The sequence below is a fragment of the Streptomyces sp. NRRL F-5650 genome (assembly GCF_000721365.1).
GTDB lineage: Bacteria > Actinomycetota > Actinomycetes > Streptomycetales > Streptomycetaceae > Streptomyces > Streptomyces ardesiacus.
This window is the reverse complement of record NZ_JOGV01000030.1, coordinates 55,135-77,599: the sequence shown is the minus strand read 5'-3', so window position 1 is coordinate 77,599 and position 22,465 is coordinate 55,135. Positions and strand designations below refer to the sequence as shown.

24 protein-coding genes are annotated in these 22,465 nt (G+C 72.2%); 15 read left to right on the top strand and 9 right to left on the bottom strand.

Features of this window, described 5'->3' with window-relative positions:
* Nucleotides 1-38: 38 nt before the first annotated feature.
* The gene (locus IG88_RS0124095) at nt 39-1,649 is read right to left on the bottom strand and encodes an MFS transporter (RefSeq protein WP_031044907.1); all 1,611 of its coding nucleotides are present in this window, start codon (nt 1,647-1,649) and stop codon (nt 39-41) included.
* A gap of 115 nt (nt 1,650-1,764) precedes the next feature.
* On the opposite strand from IG88_RS0124095, the gene IG88_RS0124090 reads away from it, so the two are divergent.
* The 3 genes from IG88_RS0124090 (at nt 1,765) to IG88_RS0124080 (ending at nt 4,683) form a co-directional block, all read left to right on the top strand.
* A complete protein-coding gene (locus IG88_RS0124090) occupies nt 1,765-2,448 on the top strand; it encodes a TetR family transcriptional regulator (protein WP_031044905.1) in 684 nt (227 codons plus the stop codon).
* Nucleotides 2,449-2,502: 54 nt separating this feature from the next.
* Nucleotides 2,503-3,723 carry an alpha/beta hydrolase family protein gene (locus IG88_RS0124085; RefSeq protein ID WP_031044902.1) on the top strand — a complete coding sequence of 407 codons (1,221 nt, stop codon included), beginning with the start codon at nt 2,503-2,505 and terminating at the stop codon, nt 3,721-3,723.
* Between the two features lie 66 nt (nt 3,724-3,789).
* Nucleotides 3,790-4,683, top strand: a complete 894-nt coding sequence (locus IG88_RS0124080; protein ID WP_031044900.1) for a DUF4429 domain-containing protein — start codon at nt 3,790-3,792, stop codon at nt 4,681-4,683.
* Nucleotides 4,684-4,714: 31 nt separating this feature from the next.
* Here IG88_RS0124080 and IG88_RS0124075 read toward each other — a convergent pair whose 3' ends face one another.
* On the bottom strand, nt 4,715-5,731 hold the full coding sequence (locus IG88_RS0124075) for an aldo/keto reductase (RefSeq protein WP_031044897.1): 1,017 nt from the start codon (nt 5,729-5,731) through the stop codon (nt 4,715-4,717).
* On the bottom strand, nt 5,728-6,213 hold the full coding sequence (locus tag IG88_RS0124070; RefSeq protein WP_031044894.1) for a MerR family transcriptional regulator: 486 nt from the start codon (nt 6,211-6,213) through the stop codon (nt 5,728-5,730). Before IG88_RS0124070 ends, IG88_RS0124075 begins: the two co-directional genes overlap by 4 nt.
* 96 nt (nt 6,214-6,309) lie before the next feature.
* Here IG88_RS0124070 and IG88_RS0124065 point away from each other — a divergent pair, with 96 nt between their 5' ends.
* On the top strand, nt 6,310-6,777 hold the full coding sequence (locus IG88_RS0124065; protein WP_031044891.1) for a GNAT family N-acetyltransferase: 468 nt from the start codon (nt 6,310-6,312) through the stop codon (nt 6,775-6,777).
* A gap of 366 nt (nt 6,778-7,143) precedes the next feature.
* On the opposite strand, the gene IG88_RS0124060 is transcribed toward IG88_RS0124065, so the two are convergent.
* A complete protein-coding gene (locus tag IG88_RS0124060) occupies nt 7,144-7,545 on the bottom strand; it encodes a RidA family protein (RefSeq protein WP_031044889.1) in 402 nt (133 codons plus the stop codon).
* 103 nt (nt 7,546-7,648) lie between these two features.
* Between IG88_RS0124060 and IG88_RS0124055 the strand changes: the two genes are divergently transcribed.
* Together IG88_RS0124055 and IG88_RS0124045 are read left to right on the top strand one after the other, a co-directional pair.
* Entirely contained in the window at nt 7,649-8,032 is a 384-nt protein-coding gene (locus tag IG88_RS0124055; RefSeq protein WP_031044886.1) for a winged helix-turn-helix transcriptional regulator, read from the top strand.
* A gap of 503 nt (nt 8,033-8,535) precedes the next feature.
* Nucleotides 8,536-9,363 carry a serine hydrolase domain-containing protein gene (locus IG88_RS0124045; protein WP_031044881.1) on the top strand — a complete coding sequence of 276 codons (828 nt, stop codon included), beginning with the start codon at nt 8,536-8,538 and terminating at the stop codon, nt 9,361-9,363.
* Here IG88_RS0124045 and IG88_RS0124040 read toward each other — a convergent pair.
* Complete coding sequence (locus tag IG88_RS0124040) at nt 9,360-10,010, bottom strand: pirin family protein (protein ID WP_031044878.1); 651 nt, start codon at nt 10,008-10,010, stop codon at nt 9,360-9,362. The genes IG88_RS0124045 and IG88_RS0124040 overlap by 4 nt on opposite strands.
* A gap of 62 nt (nt 10,011-10,072) precedes the next feature.
* Between IG88_RS0124040 and fasR the strand changes: the two genes are divergently transcribed.
* The 5 genes from fasR to IG88_RS0124015 all read left to right on the top strand — a co-directional run bounded on the left by fasR (nt 10,073) and on the right by IG88_RS0124015 (nt 15,093).
* Entirely contained in the window at nt 10,073-11,278 is a 1,206-nt protein-coding gene (gene fasR / locus IG88_RS0124035) for a fatty acid biosynthesis transcriptional regulator FasR (RefSeq protein WP_031044876.1), read from the top strand.
* 89 nt (nt 11,279-11,367) lie between these two features.
* On the top strand, nt 11,368-12,294 hold the full coding sequence (locus IG88_RS0124030; protein WP_031044871.1) for an ACP S-malonyltransferase: 927 nt from the start codon (nt 11,368-11,370) through the stop codon (nt 12,292-12,294).
* 16 nt (nt 12,295-12,310) lie between these two features.
* Nucleotides 12,311-13,342, top strand: a complete 1,032-nt coding sequence (locus IG88_RS0124025) for a ketoacyl-ACP synthase III (protein WP_031044869.1) — start codon at nt 12,311-12,313, stop codon at nt 13,340-13,342.
* A gap of 102 nt (nt 13,343-13,444) precedes the next feature.
* Nucleotides 13,445-13,693, top strand: a complete 249-nt coding sequence (locus IG88_RS0124020; protein ID WP_031044864.1) for an acyl carrier protein — start codon at nt 13,445-13,447, stop codon at nt 13,691-13,693.
* A 110-nt stretch (nt 13,694-13,803) separates the two neighbouring features.
* Nucleotides 13,804-15,093, top strand: a complete 1,290-nt coding sequence (locus tag IG88_RS0124015) for a beta-ketoacyl-[acyl-carrier-protein] synthase family protein (RefSeq protein ID WP_031044862.1) — start codon at nt 13,804-13,806, stop codon at nt 15,091-15,093.
* Nucleotides 15,094-15,194: 101 nt separating this feature from the next.
* Here IG88_RS0124015 and IG88_RS0124010 read toward each other — a convergent pair whose 3' ends face one another.
* Nucleotides 15,195-15,689 carry a DUF3145 domain-containing protein gene (locus IG88_RS0124010; protein ID WP_030399745.1) on the bottom strand — a complete coding sequence of 165 codons (495 nt, stop codon included), beginning with the start codon at nt 15,687-15,689 and terminating at the stop codon, nt 15,195-15,197.
* 256 nt (nt 15,690-15,945) lie between these two features.
* Between IG88_RS0124010 and IG88_RS0124005 the strand changes: the two genes are divergently transcribed.
* From IG88_RS0124005 to IG88_RS0123995, 3 genes are all read left to right on the top strand, one after another.
* Nucleotides 15,946-16,857, top strand: coding sequence for an SGNH/GDSL hydrolase family protein (locus IG88_RS0124005; protein WP_031044858.1), 912 nt, complete (start codon nt 15,946-15,948; stop codon nt 16,855-16,857).
* Nucleotides 16,858-16,892: 35 nt separating this feature from the next.
* Complete coding sequence (locus IG88_RS0124000; RefSeq protein WP_031044856.1) at nt 16,893-17,864, top strand: aldose epimerase family protein; 972 nt, start codon at nt 16,893-16,895, stop codon at nt 17,862-17,864.
* Nucleotides 17,865-18,129: 265 nt separating this feature from the next.
* A complete protein-coding gene (locus IG88_RS0123995) occupies nt 18,130-19,434 on the top strand; it encodes a hypothetical protein (RefSeq protein ID WP_031044854.1) in 1,305 nt (434 codons plus the stop codon).
* Here IG88_RS0123995 and IG88_RS0123990 read toward each other — a convergent pair.
* The 3 genes from IG88_RS0123990 to IG88_RS0123980 all read right to left on the bottom strand — a co-directional run bounded on the left by IG88_RS0123990 (nt 19,406) and on the right by IG88_RS0123980 (nt 21,841).
* Nucleotides 19,406-20,230, bottom strand: coding sequence for an EI24 domain-containing protein (locus tag IG88_RS0123990; protein WP_031044852.1), 825 nt, complete (start codon nt 20,228-20,230; stop codon nt 19,406-19,408). The two genes, IG88_RS0123995 and IG88_RS0123990, sit on opposite strands and share 29 nt — an antisense overlap.
* A 40-nt stretch (nt 20,231-20,270) precedes the next feature.
* Nucleotides 20,271-20,690: an organic hydroperoxide resistance protein gene (locus IG88_RS0123985; RefSeq protein WP_031044849.1), complete on the bottom strand. Its 420-nt coding sequence runs from the start codon at nt 20,688-20,690 to the stop codon at nt 20,271-20,273.
* Between the two features lie 128 nt (nt 20,691-20,818).
* Complete coding sequence (locus IG88_RS0123980) at nt 20,819-21,841, bottom strand: NADP-dependent oxidoreductase (protein WP_031044846.1); 1,023 nt, start codon at nt 21,839-21,841, stop codon at nt 20,819-20,821.
* Between the two features lie 114 nt (nt 21,842-21,955).
* Between IG88_RS0123980 and IG88_RS0123975 the strand changes: the two genes are divergently transcribed.
* A complete protein-coding gene (locus IG88_RS0123975; protein ID WP_031044843.1) occupies nt 21,956-22,411 on the top strand; it encodes a MarR family winged helix-turn-helix transcriptional regulator in 456 nt (151 codons plus the stop codon).
* Nucleotides 22,412-22,465: the final 54 nt, after the last annotated feature.

The window sequence follows — 22,465 nt, the reverse complement described above, 5'->3', positions numbered from 1 at the left end:
GCTTCGGACCTGCCGCGTGCGCGCCGCCGCCCTGGGACTCAGATGTGGCCCATGCCCGCCCCCGCGTCCGCGTTCTCGCCGCGCTTGGTGAGGAAGGCGACGCACACCGCCACGACCGCGACCCCGGCGGCGACGAGCGAGGCCAGACCCATGCCGGAGATGAACGTCTCGTGGGCGACCTCCGTGATCTTCCCGGCGACCTGGGCCGGGGTCCCCTCGGGCACCGGCGGGACGCCGACCCGGACCGCCTCGGATGCCTGGTGAGCCTGTTCCGGCGTCAGTTCGGGAAGTCCCGCGTCCGCCCAGTTGCCCGCCAGGTCGTTGTCGACCTTGGAGGCCATCACGGCACCCAGCACGGCCGTGCCGAGGCTGCCGCCGATCTGCATCGCCGCCTGCTGGAGGCCGCCGGCCACACCCGAGAGCTCCAACGGGGCGTTGCCGACGATGACTTCGGTGGCGCCGACCATGACGGGTGCGAGACCGAGGCCCAGCACGGCGAACCAGAGCGACATGACGCCGCTGCCGGAGTCCGTCTCCAGCGTCGAGATGCCGAACATGGCGACCGCGGTGAACGCCATGCCGCCCACCAGCGGGATGCGCGGGCCGAACCTGGTGATCATCGCACCGGCCAGCGGCGAGGCGACGATCATCATGCCGGTGAGCGGCAGCAGGTGCAGACCGGCGTCGACCGGGCTCATGCCGTGGACGTTCTGCAGGTAGAAGGTGACGAAGAACAGACCGCCCAGGAAGGCGATGGCCATCAGGACCATCAGGACCACACCGGCCGACAGTGCCACCGAGCGGAACATCGCCAGCGGGATCAGCGGTTCCCGGACCCTGGTCTCCCAGAAGGAGAAGAGGGCGAAGCCCACCACGGAGGCGCCGATGTACAGCCAGGTCTGGCCGGAGCCCCAGCCCCAGTCGGCGGCCTTGATCAGCGCCCAGACGAGCGCGAACATCGAGACCGACAGCAGGACGATCCCGACGACGTCGAAGGAGCGCGGCGCGTTCTCGGCCCGGTGGTCCAGCAGGATCGTGACACCGAGCACGAGGGCGAGGACGCCCACCGGCACGTTGATGAAGAAGACGGACTGCCAGTTGACGTGCTCGACCAGCACGCCGCCGAGGATCGGGCCGCCCGCGGTGGAGGCGCCGATGACCATGCCCCAGATACCGAGGGCCATGTTGAGCTTCTCGGCCGGGAAGGTGGCCCGCAGCAGGCCGAGCGCGGCCGGCATCAGCAGCGCGCCGAACAGGCCCTGGAAGACACGGAAGACGATGACCGCCGTGATGCTGCCCGACAGTCCGATGGCGCCGGAGGCGGCGGCGAAGCCCGCCACGCCGATGAGGAAGGTCTGCCGGTGGCCGAAGCGGTCACCGAGCTTGCCCGCCGTGATCAGCGAGACCGCGAGGGCGAGGAAGTAGGCGTTGGTGATCCACTGGACGTCCGCGAGGCTGGCCTTCAGGTCGTCCTGGATCGCCGGGTTGGCGATCGCCACGATGGTGCCGTCCAGGGCCACCATCATGACCCCGACCGCGACGGTGACGAGAGTGACCCACGGATGGCCGCGCCATCCCTTGGCGGGCGCCGAATCCGCGGGGGCGCGGTCACCCGGCCCCAGCTTGCCGAGCGTGGTCTGACTAGTCATACCGATGAGGTTAATGACAGCCGCTGACAGTTGACAAACCAAATCACGAGTCAGTAACTGACAAGACATCCCCCATATACCCTGAACTGGGGAAACCGTACGAAGGAGAGCACTTTTGAAGGTGGCCGGCACGTCGGCGCCGCCGGAGACCGCACCCACGGTCTCCCGCCCGGGCCTGCGCGAACTCAAGAAGCAGCGCACCCGGGAGCTGCTGCTGCGCTCCGCCCTCGGACTGTTCACCGAGCGCGGCTACGAGGAGACGACGGTCGACGACATCGCCGAGGCCGCCGACGTCTCCCAGCGCACCTTCTTCCGCTACTTCACCTCCAAGGAGGACGCCGCGTTCTTCGCGGCACGGCTCGTGGAGGAGCACTTCGTCGACGCCGTGCGGGCGCGTCCGCCCGGGGAGGCACCGCTGGACGCGCTGCGCCTGGCCCTCGCGGCGAGCTGGGACACCATCGGCGAGGCCGTCGAGCAGGTGGTCCCGCTGGAGCTGCACATGCGCTTCTACCGGGTGATCGAGTCGACGCCCGCGCTGCTCGCCGCCCATCTGCGGCGCGCGACGGAGCTGGAGGAGCGGATCGCCCGCGTCGTCGCCGACCGCGAGGGACTGGACATCGACCAGGACCCGCGCCCCCGTGTGGTCGTGGCCGTCTTCGGCGCCGTGATGCGGGTCACCGAGCGGATCTGGTCGGGGCGCGACGACGCCGGGCTCGCGGCCCTGCGGGACCTGACGGCCGCGTACCTGGAGCACGTGTCACCGGCGCTCACCGGGGACTGGCGGCGCACCGAAACGTGATCCGTGTCACTGGATTCACGCGAGACCGGCCCGTTCTCCTAGTGTGTCCTCCCAGTGACTTCCTTCGACACCTCCCCGCAGTTGAACGTCTGGCGCGTCCTGCTCGCCCTGGCCGTCGTGTTCGTGATGCTGGCGACCACCGGCTGGACCGCCCTGCGCGACCAGCGGGGCCCCACCGCCCTCGAAGCGTCGGTCAAGGCCTGGGAGCACGGCCGGATCGACGGACGACGACTGCCGGACGCGCACGCGGCACCCGCCCGGCTGGCCCGCTTCTTCGCCTCGCTCACCGCGTGGCAGCGCACGAGCCTGGCCCGCCGCTACCCGCTGGCCGTCGGCAACATGAACGGCGCCCCCGTCCCCCTGCGCTACGCCGCCAACCGCGCCGCGCTGCGGCAGGCGCGGTCGGTGGAGCGCGCCCGCGTGCACGACAAGCGCCTCTCCCCCGCCGGGCAGCGCGAGGCGGCCCGGAAGGTGCGCAGCTACGAGTCGCTGCTCGGGTCCGGCCGGCACGTCCTCGCCTTCGACCCCGCGGGCTCGGGCAAGGTCGCCGAGGTCTTCGGGGACCTGGACCGCGCCGACCGCGTCTCGGTCGTCGTGCCCGGCGTGGACACCGAACTGCTCACCTACCAGCGCACCGACCGCAAGCGGTACTCGGCGCCCGCCGGCATGGCCGAGTCGCTGTACGCGGCCGAGCGCGCGGCGAGCCCCGGCACCGGCACGGCCGTGATCGCCTGGGCCGACTACACCTCCCCCAGCGGCCTCGGCATGGAGGCGGCCACGGCCAACCGCGCCGCCCGCGGCGCCGTACGGCTGAACGCCCTGGTGCGCGCGCTGCCCGGCAAGGCCCCCGTCTCCCTGTTCTGCCACAGCTACGGCTCGGTGGTGTGCGGCCTGGCCGCCGACGCGCTGCCCGCCCGGGTGACCGACATAGCGGTGGCCGGCAGCCCCGGCATGCGCGCCGACAGCGCCGCCCGCCTGGACACCTCCGCCCGCGTGTGGGCGATGCGGGACGCCGACGACTGGATCCAGGACGTGCCGTACGTGGAGGTCGGCGGCCTCGGGCACGGCGCCGATCCGGTGTCCGCCGCCTTCGGGGCGCGGGTACTGTCGGCACGGGACGCCCGGGGACACAGCGGGTACTTCGTCCCCGGTACGGACAGCCTGCGGAACTTCGCGGGGATCGGCGTTGGCGCATACCGCACGGTGGCCTGCGCCGACGAGGACGACACATGCCGGGCGGATTTGTCCGTGGCGACGGCGGCCGGACGCGCGTAGAGGCGCAGAAACTCCGGTTTGCACGGGGAGGGGACGGAGAGGCTCGTGCCGCATACGATGAGCCGCATGGGTGACGTACTGGCCGGATTTCATGCCGCCTGGGAGTTCGAGTCCGACTCCGTGCTCATCCGTTACGAACGGGGGATTCGGACACCCAAGCTGTTCCAGGCCCTGGGGGAACGCCGCGTGCCCCTGGAGGCGATCGAGGGCGTGACGCTCACGCCCGGCAGGCGCGGCACCGTCGTGCTGCGCGTGCAGCCGCGTGCGGGCGCCGATCCGCTGATCGAGGCGGCGGCGGGTCAGCTCAAGGAGAGCGGCGACCCCTACCGGCTGGTGCTGCCCGCCGAACGGGAGACGCTCGCGGAGTACTACGCCGACGAGCTGCGGGCGCTGCTGACCGAGACCGGCAAGACCGAGCGCTACCTGGTGGCCCCGCCGAAGGCACCCCTGCACTTCAAGGCGTACGACGGGAAGGCCTCCTTCGACGGGGAGGCGGTGTCCTTCCGGTGGTTCTGGACGGGCGCGTCCTCGGCGAAGTGGAAGGCCGGCGACCAGAGTTTCCCGGTCGCCGACCTGGGCGGGGTGGAGTGGCGGTCCCCGGAGATGTTCGACGGGTACCTGCGGCTGCTGCCGCGCGACGCGGCGCCGCCGGCCGTCCCCGCCGCTCCCGCCGTCCCCTCCGTCCCCGCCGTCCCCCAGGCCGACCAGGATCCGGCGGCGGTCGTGTTCGGGCTCGGGTACGGGCTGGTGCACGAGTCGCTGCCGTTCGCCGCGGCGGTGCTGGCCGCGGTGCGGGAGCGGGGGGCGGGCACCCCGGTTCCGGTTCCGGTGCCGGCACCCCGGCGTGATCCCGCCGACATCGCCGAGCGCATACGGCACCTGGGGGAGCTGCATCAGCAGGGGCTGGTGACGGACGAGGAGTTCTCCTCGAAGAAGGCGGAGCTGCTGGCGCAGCTTTGAGCGTCTGCCGGGCCCTTCGGGGTCTCTTCTGCTACTCCCGTCCGGCAGACGTGAACGTCATGTCCGCGTAGCGGTCGCCCGCGACCTTCTGCGCGATCGGCTCCAGCAGGGACAGCTCGTCCTGCGTCAGGACGATCCCGGTCGCCGCCGTGTTCTCCGCCACCCGCGCCGGCTTGCGCGTGCCCGGGATCGGAACGACCGGCAGGCCGTGCACCCGGGCCCGCTGCTGGACCCAGGCCAGGGCGATCTGGCCGAGGGTGGCACCGTGGGCCTCGGCGACACTGCGGACCGGCGCCAGGAGGGCCGCGTTGGCCGCCGCGTTGGCACCGGTGAAACGGGGCTGCTGACGACGGAAGTCGTCGTCCGTGAGGTCCTGTTCGGCGTCGGCGAAGGAGCCGGTGAGGAATCCCCGGCCGAGCGGGGAGTACGGGACGAGGGCCACGCCCAGTTCGCGGGCGGCCGGCACCACGCCCGCCTCGATGTCCCGGCTGAACAGCGACCACTCCGACTGCACGGCGGCGATCGGGTGCACGGCCTGCGCGGCCCGCAGCTCGCCGCCCGTCACCTCGCTCAGCCCGAGGTGCTTGACCTTGCCCTCGCGCACCAGCTCGGCCATGACGCCGACGGTCTCCTCGATCGGCACGTTCACGTCGCGCCGGTGCATGTAGTAGAGGTCGATGACGTCCAGGTCCAGGCGGCGCAGGCTCGCCTCGACGGCCTCGCGGACGTACGGGGCGTCGTTGCGGACGATGCGCCGGGCCGGGTCGTCCGGCGGTATGGACAGCGCGAACTTGGTGGCGACGACGACCTCGTCGCGGTGGGCCCTGAAGAACGGTGCCAGGAACCGCTCGTTCTCCCCCGCGCCGTAGGCGTCGGCCGTGTCGTAGAGCGTCACCCCCAGTTCCAGCGCCCGCTCCAGGGTGGCCCGGGAGGCGTCGGTGTCCGTGGGGCCGTAGGCGAAGCTCATGCCCATGCAGCCCAGGCCCTGGACGCCCACCTCGGGGCCGCCGTCGCCGAGCCGGGCCGTCGGGATCCTGCTGTCCGTCATCGGTTCGCTTCTCCTTCACGGGTGTGTGCGGCGTCGCCGTAGAAGCTGATCTTCCGGTCGAGTACGGCGAGGGTGTCCTGCAGTTCGGCGATCCGCGTCAGCACGTCGCGCCGGGTGGACTCCAGCAGGTCCCGCCGGTCGGGATAGGTGCTCTCGCCCTCACGGACCAGCTCCGCGTACCGGACCATGTCGGCGACCGGCATGCCGGTCAGGCGCAGCTTGCCGACGAAGTCGAGCCAGTCCAGGTCGCGGTTGCGGTAGCGGCGCTGCCCGGTGTGCGAGCGGTCGACGTGGGGCATCAGGCCGATCCGCTCATACCAGCGCAGCGTGTGGGCCGTCAGGCCGGTGAAGGCGACGACCTCGCTGATCGTGTAGCGGTCCTGCCCGTCGGGGCGCGGGTGCCGCGGGGGCAGGGCGGAGCAGATGTCCGTTCTGGTGGCGTTCGGCGCGAGCGCCCCGGCCGTGGTCTGCATCACCGTCATGGCCTCAACGCTATGACCTTGGAGTGCACTCCAGGCAAGCACCTCCGGCGGAAAAGAGCGGGACACCCGACCGCGCCGCTCACTACCGTGCCGGGCATGAGTTCCGTACGCCGTGCCGTGGCCGAGGACGCGGCGGAAGTGCTCCGCCTGCGTCAGGTGATGATCGCCTCCATGGACCCCGACGCGTCCACCGACTGGCAGGCCGGGTCGCTGCCCGGCCTGCGGACGAGACTGGCCGATCCGGACGGGGACTTCGCGGCGTTCGTGGTCGACCACCCCGGGCGGCCGGGCGCGCTGGCGGCGCTGGTGGTGGGCACGCTGGAGTACCGGATCGGCGGGCCGGGCAGGCCGGGAGGGCTGCTCGGGTACGTCTTCAGCGTCGCCACCGACCCCGGCGCCCGGCGTCGCGGGTACGCGCGGGCGTGCATGGCCGAGCTGCTGGCGTGGTTCCGCGAGCGGGGGGCCGGGCACGTCATGCTCACCGCCTCCCCCGACGCCGAGCCCCTGTACGCGTCGATGGGCTTCACGCGCGACACGACCCCCTCGATGCGGCTGTACCTGTGAGCCGCTTACTGGACTGTCCGATCCACCTGCGCGCCATGGAAGAGGCCTCCTGCCTCGTTTCGCCGGCCGCGACGAGCTGGTCCACCTCGGCTGGTACACACCACCGCCCCGGGTCAGCTCGTGCACGTCGCCGAGACGTCCGGCCGGCCGGTGATCCCCCGCCGCGACGAGCGGGCCCCACCCCACCGCGTCCGCCCGCCGAAGCACTGGGGCGTCCGGTCTCACCGACCGAGGGGCTGCCCGAGCACACCGTCGTCGCCCAATGCCGGGCCTGGACTCCTGCACGTTCGACGACGAGCAGAAGACCTGGACCTCCGTCCGGCGGGCCGAGCACCTCGAAGAGCCGTCGCGTGCGGGGAGGGGACCTCAAGCGGGCAGCTTCGTGTCGATGACGAAGCTGATCTCGATGACCTGGCCGGGCAAGGTCAGTTCAGTGACGCCCAGGACCGTGCTGGCCGGGCGGTGGTCGCCGAAGTACTCCCGGTTGCCCTCCGCTGCCGCATCGGCGTTCTGCCCCAGGTTCACCACGTACAGGGTCTGCGAGACGACCTGGTTCCGGGTGGCGCCGTAGTGGTTCAGGATTTTGTCCATGTTGGCGTAGGTCTGCTCGAGCTGGGCGGCGAAGTCGCCCGCGTGGAGGAACTCGCCCGCCACGTCGAAAGCGAGCTGTCCCGAGACATGGATCAGGTCCCCGGACTTGATCGCCTGTGAGTAGCCGAACTCGCTCTCGGCCGGCACGTGGTGATTGAAGACATCAACGGTGGCCATGGTGCTCACCTTTCCGGTTGTTGCTCGCTTGTGGTTACTCGGGAACTGTAAGAGAGTGAACGTCGACCTGGAAGAACGCACTTTTCGGTGACTGAGGAACCTGATGGTGACCAAGCAACTGCTCAAGGATCTGCCCGAGAACGCCGATCTGCGGCGCGCGGACTCCCTGGCGCGGGAGATCTTCTCGGACGTCGCCAACAAGTGGGCGCTCCTGATCATCGAGGCACTCGGCGAACGCACCCTGCGCTTCAGCGAGTTGCGGAACGAGGTCGAGGGCGTCAGCCACAAGATGCTCACCCAGAACCTCCGCATGCTGGAACGCAACGGTCTGGTCGACCGGAAGGTGCACCCCACCGTGCCGCCGAAGGTCGAGTACACCCTCACCGAGCCGGGCCGGGCCCTGCGCACCACGGTCGACGCCATCTGCGGCTGGACCCACCAGTACCTCGGACACATCGAGCGTGCACGCGGTCGGTTCGACACCTGACGACCACACCGCAAGGTCCCCGCACGTCGTGCGATCTGCCCTGACCGGTCTCAGCCCGCGCGGTCGTCGCCGATCCCCAGCTTCAGCCGAGACCGCACGCGCCCCGGGGCGACTTCGCGGTCATGGCAGGTGTCGGTGCTGCGGCCAGGACGCTCCGGGCTCCCCCGAGCACAGGCCCTCGAGGCCGGCCCTCGTCCAGGTGAGCCACTCACGGGCGGTCGCCGGGTCGGTGGCCGACGGGCACAGCGTAAACGGCACGGAAAGCCCCGTATCGGTGAACCAGCGCTCCAGAGCGGCCCTGCGGCGGGCGTACAGCCAGGCCGCGAGGCCTTGGCCGCCCAGGCGCGGGACGTCTTCGGCAGCAACGGCTCGATCAGCGACCACAGTTCATCCGACACGATCCACGGCCGCGACTGACGTTCTCCCGTGCCCAGACATACGAGCCAAGAGGCCGACAGCCTCATGATCAGCAGCTTTTGTTGGAGCCAGTTAGGCTCGACGCCATGTCCTTGAACAGCCTCGCGTCGATCGAGAACTGGCCGGTACCCACCGCCGCGGCGGGCGTCGTACGTGCCGACGGCACCGTGCTGGGCACCCACGGCCCGGCCGCGCACCGCTTCCCCCTCGCGTCGGTCACCAAGCCGCTCGCGGCGTACGCGGCGCTCGTCGCGTACGAGGAGGGCGCGATCGAGCTGGAGGAGCCCGCCGGGCCGCCCGGGGCGACGGTCCGTCACCTGCTCGCGCACACCTCGGGCCTGGCCTTCGACGAGCACCGGACGACCGCCCCGCCCGGGGAGCGCCGGCTGTACTCCAACGCCGGTTTCGAGCAGCTCGGCGACCACATCGCCGAGGCGGCGGGCATGCCGTTCGCCGAGTACGCGCGGCAGGCGGTGCTGGAGCCGCTGGGCATGACGTCCACCTCACTGGCGGGGTCCCCGGCCAAGGACGGCGTGTCCACGGTCGAGGACCTGCTCCGGTTCGCCGCCGAGGTGCAGGCGCCCCGGCTGCTCGACCCGCGCACGGTCGCCGAGGCGATGACGGTCCAGTACCCGGGCACCAAGGGCGTCCTGCCGGGCTACGGCCACCAGAACCCCAACGACTGGGGCCTCGGCTTCGAGATCCGCGACGGCAAGTCCCCGCACTGGACGGGCGCCTCGTCCTCGCCGCGCACCTTCGGCCACTTCGGCCAGTCCGGCACCTTCCTGTGGACCGACCCGGACGCGGGACTCGCCTGCGTGGCGCTGACCGACCGGCCCTTCGGACCGTGGGCGGTCGAGGCGTGGCCGCCGTTCACGGACGCGGTGCTGGCGGAGGCACGCAGCAGGTCCTAGGCCATCTCCCACAGCAGTACCTCGGCCCGCGTCACCGCCGCCGCCTCCACGCCCGCGGCGTCCGTGACGCGCGCCGCGTCGCCCGGGCCCAGCGTCTCCCCGCCCAGTGTCACCTCGCCCCGCACCACGTGCGCGTACACGTGCGCCCCGTCCGGCACCGCCGTCCGCTCCCCCGCGGCCAGGCGGCGCACGTGGAGCACGGCGCCCGCCTCCGGGACGGCGTACGGGGTGGAGTCGGCGATGCCGCGGACGATCTCGTAGGCGGGGTCGCCGCCGCTCTCGCGCGGGGCCAGCCACATCTGGACGAAGGTGAGGGGGACGGCGGCGTCGTTGCGCTCGACGTGGCGGACGCCGCCCGCCGAGCTGAGGCGCTGCACGTCCCCGGCGCGGACCACCGTCTCGCGGCCGGTGCTGTCGCGGTGGGTCAGCTCGCCCTCCACCACCCACGTGACGATCTCCGTGTGGCTGTGCGGGTGCTCGTCGAAGCCCGCGCCGGGGGCCAGGCGCTCCTCGTTGCAGGCCAGCAGGGCGCCGAAGCGCAGGTTGCCGGGGTCGTAGTGGGGGCCGAAGGAGAAGGCGTGGCGGGAGGTGATCCCTGCTGCCGGATCACCGCCCGGATAGCGCTCGTCGGCGCGGCGTACGTCCATCACGTCGTTCACGGTAGCCCCGGCGACACACCCGGCCGTCCCGATAAGGCAGTCTTGTCCCCGTGCCCGAACCCGAAACCGGCAAGCCCGACGCCCCCGCCCAGCCCGCACACCCGCACACCGCGACCCTGAAGCGGCTGGAGCAGTCCTCCGGATCGCTCGCCGCGCAGGCCATCGCGCGCATGGACGAGACGCTGCCGTGGTACCGGGCGATGCCACCGGAGAACCGTTCCTGGATCGGGCTGGTCGCACAGGCCGGCATCGCCGCGTTCACCGAGTGGTTCCGGCGGCCGGACGCGCCCCAGGCGATCTCCACCGACGTCTTCGGCACCGCGCCGCGCGAGCTGACCCGCGCGATCACGCTGCGGCAGACCGTGGAGATGGTGCGGACCACCATCGAGGTGATGGAGTCCGCGATCGACGAGGTCGCCGCCCCCGGCGACGAGTCCGTGCTGCGCGAGGCGCTGCTCGTGTACGCGCGGGAGATCGCCTTCGCGACGGCCCAGGTGTACGCGCAGGCCGCCGAGGCACGCGGTGCCTGGGACGCGCGGCTGGAGTCGCTGGTGGTGAACGCCGTGCTCAGCGGCGAGGCCGACGAGGGCGCCGTGTCGCGCGCCGCCGCGCTGGGGTGGAACTCGCCCGAGCACGTGTGCGTCGTGCTGGGCACCGCGCCCGACGGGGACTCCGAGCTGACCGTGGAGGCGATCCGGCGGGCGGCCCGGCACGCCAAGCTCCAGGTGCTGACCGGGGTGCTCGGGGACCGCCTGGTGGTGATCGCCGGAGGCCGCAACGATCCGCTGGCGGTGGCGAAGTCGCTGATCGGACCGTTCGCGCCGGGTCCGGTGGTCGCCGGTCCCGTGGTGCCGGACCTGCTGGCCGCGACCCGGTCCGCACAGGCCGCCGCGGCCGGGCTCAAGGCGTGCACGGCCTGGCAGGACGCCCCGCGCCCGGTGCTCGCCGACGATCTGCTGCCGGAGCGCGCGATCGCCTCCGACCCCTCGGCCCGCGAGCAGTTGGTGGAGGAGATCTACAGACCGCTGGAGGAGGCGGGTGCGGCTCTCCTGGAGACGCTCAGCGTCTACCTCGAACAGGCGAGCAGTCTGGAGGGCGCCGCCCGGATGCTCTTCGTTCACCCGAACACCGTGCGCTACCGGCTCCGACGTGTGACTGACGTCACCGGATGGTCACCCTCTGATGTACGGTCTGCGTTCACACTGCGGATCGCGCTCATCCTGGGGCGTCTGGCCGATGGAGATCCGCAGCTCTAGCATTTTGTACGGGTTCCACAAAACCCGCTCCCGTTCTTCGTCCCTGTCCCCACGGGCGGTCGCGGCCGTCCTCAAGAGAGAGTGTGAGTGTGCTCGTACTCGTCGCTCCCGGCCAGGGCGCCCAGACGCCCGGCTTCCTGACTGACTGGCTCGACCTTCCCGGCGCCGCGGACCGCGTCGCTGGGTGGTCCGACGCCATCGGACTCGATCTCGCCCACTTCGGCACCAAGGCCGACGCGGACGAGATCCGTGACACGTCCGTGGCCCAGCCGCTGCTGGTCGCCGCCGGTCTCCTCTCCGCCACGGCACTCGGTGACGCTCCCGGGTTCGCCCCCGGTGTGGTCGCGGGCCACAGCGTCGGCGAGATCACCGCCGCCGCCTTCGCGGGCGTCCTCGACGACACCGCCGCGCTCACCCTCGTACGCCGTCGGGGCCTGGCCATGGCCGAGGCCGCCGCGGTCACCGAGACCGGCATGTCGGCGCTGCTCGGGGGCGATCCCGAGGTGAGCGTGGCGCACCTGGAGAAGCTCGGCCTGACCCCGGCCAACGTGAACGGCGCCGGTCAGGTCGTGGCAGCGGGCACCATGGAACAGCTTGCCGCGCTCAACGACGACAAGCCCGAGGGCGTCCGCAAGGTCGTCCCGCTCAAGGTGGCCGGCGCGTTCCACACGCACCACATGGCGCCCGCGGTGGACGAGCTCGCCGAGGCCGCGAAGTCGCTGACGCCGTCCGACCCGAAGGTGACGTACGTCTCCAACAAGGACGGGCGGACCGTTGCCTCCGGCACCGAGGTGCTGGCGCGACTGGTCGGCCAGGTCGCCAACCCGGTCCGCTGGGACCTGTGCATGGAGACGTTCAAGGAACTGGGCGTCACCGCGCTGATCGAGGTGTGCCCGGGCGGCACGCTGACCGGACTGGCCAAGCGGGCGCTGCCCGGCGTGAGGACGCTGGCCCTGAAGTCCCCCGCCGACCTCGACGCGGCCCGCGAGCTCGTCGCCGAGCACACCCAGGCCTGACAAGGAGCGCGAGAGCATGTCGAAGATCAAGCCCAGCAAGGGCGCCCCGTACGCGCGCATCGTCGGCGTCGGCGGTTACCGTCCGACCCGCGTGGTGCCGAACGAGGTGATCCTCGAGAAGATCGACTCGTCCGACGAGTGGATCCGCTCGCGCTCCGGCATCGAGACCCGGCACTGGGCCGGCCCCGAGGAGACCGTCGCGGCGATGTCCGTGGAGGCCTCCGGCAAGGCGCTCGCCGACGCCGGGATCGACTCCTCGCAGATCGGCGCCGTGGTCGTCTCCACCGTGTCGCACTTCAGCCAGACCCCGGCCATCGCCACCGAGATCGCCGACCGCCTCGGCACGGACAAGGCCGCGGCCTTCGACATCTCGGCCGGCTGCGCGGGCTTCGGCTACGGCCTGACCCTGGCCAAGGGGATGGTCGTCGAGGGCTCGGCGGAGTACGTCCTCGTGATCGGCGTGGAGCGGCTGTCCGACCTGACCGACCTGGAGGACCGGGCCACGGCCTTCCTGTTCGGCGACGGAGCGGGCGCGGTCGTGGTCGGCCCCTCGCGCGAACCGGCGATCGGCCCGACGGTCTGGGGCTCGGAGGGCGACAAGGCCGGAACGATCAAGCAGACGATCCCCTGGGACCGTTTCCGCGGCGGCGACGTCTCCGGGCTCCCGCTCGACAGCGACGGCAACGTCAAGTTCCCCGCGATCACGCAGGAGGGCCAGGCGGTGTTCCGCTGGGCCGTGTTCGAGATGGCGAAGGTCGCTCAGCAGGCGCTGGACGCGGCCGGGATCAGCCCGGACGACCTGGACGTCTTCATCCCGCACCAGGCCAACGTGCGGATCATCGACTCGATGGTGAAGACGCTGAAGCTGCCGGAGCACGTCACGGTCGCCCGTGACATCCGCACCACCGGCAACACCTCGGCCGCCTCGATCCCGCTCGCGATGGAGCGGCTCCTGGCGACGGGTGACGCGAAGAGCGGTGACACCGCGCTCGTCATCGGCTTCGGGGCGGGTCTCGTCTACGCCGCGACGGTCGTTACCCTCCCCTAGGCACTCCGTGCCGGATCACGCGGTCCGGCAGGGAGAGCAGCAACACCCGTCGCGACGCGGCGGGCCGCCACACCCTCTGGACAACAAAGAAGGAGCGCCATCATGGCCGCCACTCAGGAAGAGATCGTCGCCGGTCTCGCGGACATCGTGAACGAGATCGCCGGCATCCCGGTTGAGGACGTCCAGACGGACAAGTCCTTCACCGACGACCTGGACGTCGACTCCCTGTCCATGGTCGAGGTCGTCGTCGCCGCCGAAGAGCGCTTCGACGTCAAGATCCCGGACGAGGACGTCAAGAACCTCAAGACCGTCGGCGACGCGACGAAGTACATCCTCGACCACCAGGCCTGATCCGCCGATACTCGGGCATACCCCGGGTATCGGGCAGATCCGGGCAGACTGCCCCGCCGCCCGGCGGTGGCGCCGTACGAATCCCGTATCCCGTTGGAGAAAGAATTCCCGTGAGCTCGACCAATCGCACCGTGGTCGTCACCGGTATCGGCGCAACCACACCGCTGGGTGGCGACGCAGCCTCGACCTGGGAGGGTCTGGTCGCCGGCAAGTCCGGTGCCAAGCCCCTGGAGCAGGAGTGGGCCGCCGACCAGGCGGTCCGCATCGCCGCCCCGGCCGCCGTCGACCCCTCCGAGGTCATCCCGCGGCCGCAGGCCCGCCGGCTGGACCGCTCGGCGCAGTTCGCGCTGATCGCCGCGCAGGAGGCCTGGAAGGACGCCGGGTACGTCGGCAAGGCGGGCGAGAGCCCCGCCGAGGACGGCGCCGCCCATGTCGACCCCGACCGGCTGGGCGCGGTCATCGCCTCCGGCATCGGCGGTGTGACCACGCTGCTCGACCAGTACGACGTGCTCAAGGAGAAGGGCGTCCGCCGCGTCTCCCCGCACACCGTCCCCATGCTCATGCCGAACGGCCCCTCGGCCAACGTGGGCCTGGCCGTGGGCGCCCGCGCGGGCGTGCACACGCCGGTCTCCGCCTGCGCGTCGGGCGCCGAGGCGATCGGCTACGCCATCGAGATGATCCGCACGGGCCGCGCCGACGTCGTCGTCGCGGGCGGCACGGAGGCGGCGATCCACCCGCTGCCCATCGCCGCGTTCGGCAACATGATGGCGATGTCCAAGAACAACGACGACCCGCAGGGTGCCTCGCGCCCCTTCGACGCGGCCCGTGACGGCTTCGTCCTCGGCGAGGGCGCCGGCGTCGTCGTCCTGGAGTCCGCCGAGCACGCCGCCGCGCGCGGTGCCCGCGTCTACGCGGAGGCGGTCGGCCAGGGCATCTCCGCCGACAGCCACGACATCGTGCAGCCGGAGCCGGAGGGCCGCGGCATCTCGGCCGCCCTGCAGAACCTGCTGGACCACACCGACCTGGACCCGGCCGAGATCGTGCACGTCAACGCGCACGCCACCTCGACGCCGGCCGGTGACATCGCCGAGCTGAAGGCGCTGCGCAAGGTCCTCGGCGACGACGTCGACCACATGGCGGTCTCCGCCACCAAGTCGATGACCGGTCACCTCCTCGGTGGCGCGGGCGGCGTGGAGTCCGTGGCAACCGTCCTCGCCCTGTACCACCGGGTGGCGCCGCCGACCATCAACGTCGAGAACCTCGACCCGGAGGCCGCGGCCCACGCGGACATCGTCCGCGGCGAGGCCCGCAAGCTGCCGGTCGAGGGCCGCATCGCCGCGCTGAACGACTCGTTCGGCTTCGGCGGCCACAACGTCGTCCTCGCGTTCCGGACGGTCTGAGCGGCCCGGACGCGTACGAGGAAGGCCCCCACCGACCGCGGTCGGTGGGGGCCTTCCTCGCAGGTGAGGGGTGCGGCTCGTTGCGTGCGTGGGGGCCCGTCTCAGACCACCTGGTGCAGCCAGCGGACCGGGGCGCCCTCGCCCGCGTGGCGGAAGGGCTCCAGTTCGTCGTCCCAGGGCTTGCCGAGGAGCTTGGCGATGTCCGACTCCAGGTCGGTCTCGCCGCGCTGGGAGCGGACCAGGGCGGCGCGCAGCCGGTCCTCGGGGATCATGATGTCGCCGTGGATGCCGGTGACGGCGTGGAAGATGCCGAGGTCGGGGGTGCAGCTGTAGCGCTCGCCCTCGACGCCCGCGGAGGGTTCCGCGGTGACCTCGAAGCGCAGTAGCTGCCAGCCGCGCAGTGCGGAGGCGAGTTTGGACGCGATGCCGGACTGCCCCTGCCAGGAGAACTCCGAGCGCCAGGTGCCGGGGGCGGCGGGCTGCCGGATCCAGTCCAGGCCGACGCGGGTGCCGAGCACCCCCGCGATGGCCCACTCGACGTGCGGGCAGAGCGCGCGCGGCGCGGAGTGCACGTACAGGACTCCACGTGTCGTCACCGGAACCTCCGGGCTGAGCGGGACATCTCGGAACGGGTGGAACGGCCGTGGCCACGCGGGCCACGTTCATGGCGAGGCTACCGTGCGACGGGGCAAGGAGTGTGACGTACCGTCGGTCCCGCCGCCGACAAAACGCCGCCATTCACCCGGCAGGACGCTTGTACGGGTGTGAGCCGTTGCATCGCCGCCCCCGGGAACCCTCGCGGGGTGTCATGGGTTGAGCACGTTGGAGGCACGAGGCGAGGGGTGGACCGGAATGGGCCGAGGGACGGACCGGGCGACGCGGTACGGGCGTCGCCGGGCGTGTGCCGCGCTCGCCGTGCTGACCGCCGCCGCCCTGGGCGCGGCGGGCTGCGACACCGCGGGCGGCGACTCGGCCGCGCCGTCCGCCGGCGCGTCGAAGCGGGCGAAGACGGCCCCCGTCTGGGACACCAGCCCCAAGTCGGTGGCCGCCGTGGGCGATTCCATCACGCGCGGCTTCGACGCCTGTGCGGTGCTGTCGGACTGCCCGGAGGTGTCGTGGGCGACGGGCAGCAGCGCGAAGGTCGACTCGCTCGCCGTACGGCTGCTGGGGAAGGCGGACGCGGCCGACCGGAGCTGGAACTACGCGGTCACCGGCGCCCGGATGGCGGACCTGACCGGCCAGGTGACGCGGGCGGCGAAGCGCCGGCCGGAGCTGGTGGCGGTGATGGCGGGGGCGAACGACGCGTGCCGGTCCTCGGCCTCGGCGATGACGCCGGTGGCGGACTTCCGGGCGCAGTTCGAGGAGGCGATGACCACCCTGCGCGAGAAGCTGCCCAAGGCGCAGGTGTACGTGTCCAGCATCCCGGACCTGAAGCGGCTGTGGTCCCAGGGGCGCACCAGCCCGCTGGGCAAGCAGGTGTGGAAGCTGGGCATCTGCCCGTCGATGCTGGGCGACGCGGACTCCCTGGACGCGGCGGCGACGTCGCGGCGCAACGCGGTGCGCGACCGGGTGGCGGACTACAACGAGGTGCTGCGGGAGGTCTGCGCGAAGGACCGCCGGTGCCGCACGGACGACGGCGCGGTGCACGCGTACCGGTTCGGCACGGAGCAGTTGAGCCGCTGGGACTGGTTCCACCCGAGTGTCGACGGCCAGGCCCGGCTGGCGGAGATCGCGTACCGCGCGGTCACCGCGAAGTCGCCGTGAGCGGTCCTGACCTGGGATGACCTAGAGTTCCGCACATGAGCGAACTCTTCGGCACACTTTCCGACGGCACCCCGGTACACCGCTGGACGCTGGAGCGGTCCGGCGTACGGGTACGGGTCCTGTCGTACGGCGGGATCGTGCAGTCGGCCGAGGTCCCGGACCGGGACGGCAACACCGCCGACGTGGTGCTGGGGTTCGCGGACCTGGACGGCTACGTGACACACCCGGAGCCGTACTTCGGCGCGCTCGTGGGGCGGTACGCCAACCGGATCGCGGGCGGGCGCTTCCCGCTGGACGGGCGGACGTACGCACTGGCGGCCAACGAGGGGCCGAACGTGCTGCACGGCGGCGAGCGGGGCTTCGACAAGCGCGTGTGGGACGTCACGGCGGTCCCGGACGGCGTCCGGCTGAACCGGGTCTCCCCGCACGGCGAGGAGGGCTTCCCGGGGCGTCTGGAGATGTCGGCGACGTACACGCTGGACGGGTCGGGCGCACTGCGGATCGTGTACGAGGCGGTCACCGACGCGCCGACGGTGCTCAACCCGACCAACCACAGCTACTTCAACCTGGGCGGCTCGGGGCACACGGGCGGGCACGAACTGCGGGTGGCCGCCTCCCGGATCACGCCGGTCGACGCCGGTCTGATCCCGACGGGCGGCCTCCAGGACGTGACGGGCACGCGCTTCGACTTCCGGCGGGCACGCAAGATCGGCTCGGGTTACGACCACAACTTCGTCCTCGACAAGGGCGTGACCGGCGCCGCCGAGGAAGTCGCCGAGCTGTACGACCCGGCGTCGGGGCGGGTGCTCACGGTGGCGACGACCGAGCCCGGCCTGCAGGTGTACACCGCCGACCACCTGGGCGAGCCCTTCGCCCCCGGTGACGGTGTCGCGCTGGAGACGCAGCACTTCCCCGACTCGCCGAACCGTCCCGCGTTCCCGAGCACGGTGCTGCGGCCGGGCGAGGTGTTCCGCTCGGAGACGGTGTACGGCTTCTCGGTGCGCTAGGGGGCGCCGAGGGCCGAGCCCCGGCCCGGCCGTCAGGTTCCGGGCCGGGGCTGCTCCCGGGGCGCGCTCGCGGGCGGCCCGGGTCCGACGGTAATCGCCGTGGTGTTCCGGCGTTCCGTGATCGGGTGCCGGCCCAGGAGTCCGTACGAACCCTTCACAAGCGGCCGCGCCCCGGCCGCCCACGCACCGTGGCGCGCGCCCCTCCCGTCACGGGATACTTCCGCCTCCGGCAGCACCCCACGGCGACGGAAGGACCTGGACTCCCTTGACTCCCCTGCGTGTTCGGATCGGCGTACTCGGACTGGCCCTGGTGGCGGGGCTCGCGGCGCCCACGGCGGCGACGGCGGCACCCCCGGCGGCCGGCACCGGCACCGGCACCGGCACCGCGCCCACCGTCGAGGAGCGGCGGCTGGACGGCCCGGTGCCCCGGGAGATCCTGCGGCGCTCCGGATTCGACGCGGTGACACCGGCGTTCGCCCGGGGGCTCGCGCGGACCGGGTCCGTCCGCGAGGCGCGTGCCGTCGTGGCACGCGAGGGCGCGGCGCTGTGGCGCAGGGCGGTGGACCGGGCGCAGGGGCGCGGACCGGCCCGCGGGGACCTCAGCCGGGACGACGACCGGCCGCTGTACTGGGCGCGGCTCGGCATGACGCGTGAACTGCGGTCCTGGAACCCGGAGTTCGGACTGAGTGGTACTCAACGGGCGAAATTGCTGGAGGAGTTGGAGCGCACCTCGCGCGGGCAGGCCGATCTGCGCCTGCCTCCGCGGGCGCACCGCGAGGGGACGCACAAGGGCGTGAAACGGGTGCTGCTCACCGGTTTCGACCCGTTCACCCTGGACCGGGACATCCGGATCTCCAACCCGTCCGGGGCCGTCGCGCTCGCCCTGGACGGCACTGTGATCGACACCGCGGACGGTCCCGCGCGGGTGGAGACGGCCGTGTTCCCGGTGCGCTGGCGGGACTTCGCCGAAGGGGCGGTGGAGCGGGCGCTGCGGCCGTATCTGCCGCGGGCGGACCTGTTCACCACCGTGAGCCAGGGCCGGGTGGGACGGTTCGACGTGGAGCGGACCAACGGGGCGTGGCGGGGCGGCTTCCCCGACAACGAGAACGTCTCCCGCACGGAGACGGTCCCGGTGGCCGATCCGGCCTCGCAGCCGCAGTGGACGACGACCACCCTGCCGTACGCGGCGATCACGGCCGCGGACACCGGCCGCTTCCCCGTGTACGACAACACGGGGGTGACGGAGATCCCGGCGGGAGGCACCGAGCCGGTCGTGCGGCCGGACGGGCCCACGCCCGGTTCGACGGCCCGGGAGGGCGGCGGCGGGAACTACCTCTCCAACGAGATCGCCTACCGCGCGACGCTGCTGCGGGACCGGCTCGGGCTGCACGGCACGCTGCCGGGCGGGCACGTGCACACGCCGGTGCTGCGGTTCGGGCCCGGGAACACCGATCCGGCGACGGGGGCGGTCACCGACCCGGAGTTCGTGCGCGAGCGGCTGGACATCGTGGCGCAGACGCGGGCGATCGTCGCCGTGGCGGTCAGTGCCGCGGGTCCGGACCGGGGCTGACCGCGGCGTCGGCCGTACCGCCTTCGGACGGCTCCTCGGCGCCGTCGCGGGTCTCCTCGCCCAGCAGTTCGCGGGCGAGGAGCGTGGCGCCGGCGACCGCGCCCGGCATCAGGAACACCGCGACGAAGGGCACCAGGAAGGCCAGGCCCAGCGGGGTGCCGAAGCCCCAGACCAGCATGCGCCGGGAGCGCAGCAGGGCGAGGCGCTCGCGCAGTTCCACGCCGCGGCGCTGGAGTGCGACGGCGGCCAGCTCCTCGGTGAGGAAGAAGCCGGTGACGAAGAAGCCGACCACCGGGACCACGGTCTGGCCGACGACCGGCACGAAGCCGAGCGCGAAGAGCAGCACGCCCCAGACGGCGGCGCGGACGAGGATGCGCACGCTGTCGCGGCCGGAGATCCACAGCTCGCGCCAGAGCGGCAGGTCGGACTCGGGGGCGGTGCCGTCCGGGGAGACGTCGCGGTCGACCCGTTCGGAGAGGGCCTCGTAGAAGGGCTGGCCGACCAGCAGGGTGACCGCGGTGAAGGTGAGGACGGCCAGGAGCAGGGCGAGGGCGAACAGCACGGCGGTGAGGAAGCCGCGGAAGAGCCCGAGCCAGGGGCCCGGCCAGTCGTCGGCGAAGGGGGTCGCCCAGCCGACGAAGTCGCCGCCCCACAGCGCGAGCGCGATCAGTACGCCCACGTACAGCACCAGGGTGATCAGGCCCGGGACGAGTCCGAAGCCGTAGCTCCGGCCGTGCCGGGCCACCCAGCGCTGGCCCTTCAGCAGATGACCGAATCCCGCCCCAAGATCACGCATGGGCGGAACTCTACCGGGCGGCGCGCCGGCACCTTCCCGGTCAGGCGAGCGTGACGGTGATGTTGCCGCGGGTCGCCTTCGAGTACGGGCAGACCTGGTGGGCCTTCTCCACCAGCGACCGGGCGGTGGCGGCGTCGACGGACGGGATCTCGGCGGAGATCTCGACGATGATCCCGAACCCGTCGTCGTTCTTGCCGATGCCGACCTTCGCGGTGACGGTGGAGCCGGACACGTCGGCGCCCTCCTGGCGGGCCACGACGGCGAGCGCGCCCTGGAAGCAGGCGCTGTACCCGGCGGCGAAGAGCTGCTCCGGGTTGGTGCCCGCGCCGCTGCCGCCCATCTCCTTGGGCGGGTTGACGACCAGGTCGAGCTTGCCGTCGTCGGTGGCGACCCGGCCGTCGCGGCCGTTCTCGGCGGTGGCGACGGCGGTGTAGAGGACTTCGGACTGCTGGATGGGCATGGGGATGTCTTCCTCCTCGGTCCGCCGTGACTCGCGCCCACGATCACGACGGATTTCGGAATGACGCTACCGCATGCCGGAAGTCCCGTGAAGCCCGCCCTTTCCGCCGGACGGCCCCGCCCGGCGGGTCAGAGCTTGACGATCATCTTCCCGGTGTTGTCGCCGCGCAGGACGCCGAGGAACGCCTCCAGGTTGTTCTCGATGCCCTCGACGACCGTCTCGCGGTACTTCAGCTCGCCGTCGCGGACCCAGGGGCCGACCTCCTCGACGAACCGCGGCTGGAGGTCGTAGTGGTCGCCGACCAGGAAGCCCTCGATGCGGCCGCGGGTCTGGATGAGGCGGGCGAGGTTCTTCGGGCCGGGCGCGGGCTCGGTGTTGTTGTAGACCGAGATCATGCCGCAGACGGCGATGCGGCCGTTCAGGTTGAGGGAGCCGATGGCGGCCTCCAGGTGGTCGCCGCCGACGTTGTCGAAGTAGACGTCGACACCGTCCGGGGCGGCGGCGCGGAGCTGCTCGCCCACCGGGCCGTCCTTGTAGTTGAAGGCGGCGTCGAAGCCGTACTCGTCGAGGAGCAGCCGGACCTTCTCGTCCGAGCCGGCCGAGCCGATGACGCGGGAGGCGCCCTTGAGCTTCGCGATCTGCCCCACCTGGCTGCCGACGGCACCGGCGGCGCCCGAGACGAAGACGGAGTCGCCCTCCTTGAAGGCGGCCGTGCGCAGCAGACCGGCGTAGGCGGTGAGCCCCGTCATGCCGAGCACGCCCAGGTACGTCGACAGGGGCGCCGCGTCCGGGTCCACCTTGACGGCGTTCGCCGCGTCCACGGCGGCGTACTCGCGCCAGCCGAGGAAGTGCAGGACGTGGTCGCCGACGGCGATGCCCTCGGCGTTGGAGGCGACGACCTCCCCGACCGCGCCGCCCTGCATGACCTTGCCCAGCTCGTAGGGGGCGGCGTAGGACTTGGCGGCGCTCATGCGGCCGCGCATGTACGGGTCGACGGAGACGTACAGGTTGCGCACCAGCACCTGCCCGTCGCCCGGTGCCGGGACCTCTGCCTCGACGAGCGCGAAGTCCTCGGGCTCGGGCCAGCCGACCGGGCGGGTGACCAGGTGCCATTCGCGATTGACGGTGGGGAGTGCGGGGGAGTCGGTCATGGGGCGCCTTTCCTGGGGCTCACCGAGGCGTTGCCGCCCGGAATGTTTCATGTTCTGAAACAACCATGCGGCTGAACATTTCACGTTGTCAAACAACTGGGTACCCTGGATCGCATGGCCACACCACGCGACACGACCCGCCGCCCCGACGCACTCACCCTCGAAGTCGTCGAGCTGATCGGCGAGGTCGTGGCGCGCTTCCACGCGGACTACGAGGACGCGGCGGCGGAACGCGCCCTGACCGGGGCACAGGCCAAGCTGCTGAGCCTGCTGTCGCTGGAGCCGCTGCCGATGCGGAAGCTGGCCCGGAAGCTGAGGTGCGAGCCGTCCAACGTCACGGGCATCGTGGACCGCCTGGAGGCACGCGGCCTGGTCGAACGCCGCCCCGACCCCGGCGACCGGCGGGTCAAGGTCGCGGCGGCGACGGAGGAGGGGCGCCGGGTGGCCCGGGGCCTGCGGGAGTCACTGCACTTCGCGCGGGAGCCGCTGGCGGGGCTGTCGGAGGGGGAGCGGGTGGCGCTGCGGGACGCGCTGCGGCTGATGGTCGGGGAGGACTCGCCCGAGGACTGACCGTGACGCTCGCCGGCCCCGCCGCGGTCCCCGGACGGTCCGTGTCCGGAAAGG

Bases quoted from the DNA above. Each gene is read 5' to 3' on its own strand.
- IG88_RS0124000 (WP_031044856.1), top strand. From the start codon at position 16,893: ATGAGCGAACTCTTCGGCACACTTTCCGACGGCACCCCGGTACACCGC.
- IG88_RS0124055 (WP_031044886.1), top strand. From the start codon at position 7,649: ATGGTGACCAAGCAACTGCTCAAGGATCTGCCCGAGAACGCCGATCTG.
- IG88_RS0124040 (WP_031044878.1), bottom strand. From the start codon at position 10,010: ATGGACGTACGCCGCGCCGACGAGCGCTATCCGGGCGGTGATCCGGCA.
- IG88_RS0124075 (WP_031044897.1), bottom strand. From the start codon at position 5,731: ATGACGGACAGCAGGATCCCGACGGCCCGGCTCGGCGACGGCGGCCCC.
- IG88_RS0124065 (WP_031044891.1), top strand. From the start codon at position 6,310: ATGAGTTCCGTACGCCGTGCCGTGGCCGAGGACGCGGCGGAAGTGCTC.
- IG88_RS0124095 (WP_031044907.1), bottom strand. From the start codon at position 1,649: ATGACTAGTCAGACCACGCTCGGCAAGCTGGGGCCGGGTGACCGCGCC.
- IG88_RS0123975 (WP_031044843.1), top strand. From the start codon at position 21,956: ATGGCCACACCACGCGACACGACCCGCCGCCCCGACGCACTCACCCTC.
- IG88_RS0124020 (WP_031044864.1), top strand. From the start codon at position 13,445: ATGGCCGCCACTCAGGAAGAGATCGTCGCCGGTCTCGCGGACATCGTG.
- IG88_RS0124080 (WP_031044900.1), top strand. From the start codon at position 3,790: ATGGGTGACGTACTGGCCGGATTTCATGCCGCCTGGGAGTTCGAGTCC.
- IG88_RS0124025 (WP_031044869.1), top strand. From the start codon at position 12,311: ATGTCGAAGATCAAGCCCAGCAAGGGCGCCCCGTACGCGCGCATCGTC.
- IG88_RS0124045 (WP_031044881.1), top strand. From the start codon at position 8,536: ATGTCCTTGAACAGCCTCGCGTCGATCGAGAACTGGCCGGTACCCACC.
- IG88_RS0124005 (WP_031044858.1), top strand. From the start codon at position 15,946: ATGGGCCGAGGGACGGACCGGGCGACGCGGTACGGGCGTCGCCGGGCG.
- IG88_RS0124070 (WP_031044894.1), bottom strand. From the start codon at position 6,213: ATGACGGTGATGCAGACCACGGCCGGGGCGCTCGCGCCGAACGCCACC.
- IG88_RS0123985 (WP_031044849.1), bottom strand. From the start codon at position 20,690: ATGCCCATCCAGCAGTCCGAAGTCCTCTACACCGCCGTCGCCACCGCC.
- IG88_RS0123990 (WP_031044852.1), bottom strand. From the start codon at position 20,230: ATGCGTGATCTTGGGGCGGGATTCGGTCATCTGCTGAAGGGCCAGCGC.
- IG88_RS0123980 (WP_031044846.1), bottom strand. From the start codon at position 21,841: ATGACCGACTCCCCCGCACTCCCCACCGTCAATCGCGAATGGCACCTG.
- IG88_RS0124060 (WP_031044889.1), bottom strand. From the start codon at position 7,545: ATGGCCACCGTTGATGTCTTCAATCACCACGTGCCGGCCGAGAGCGAG.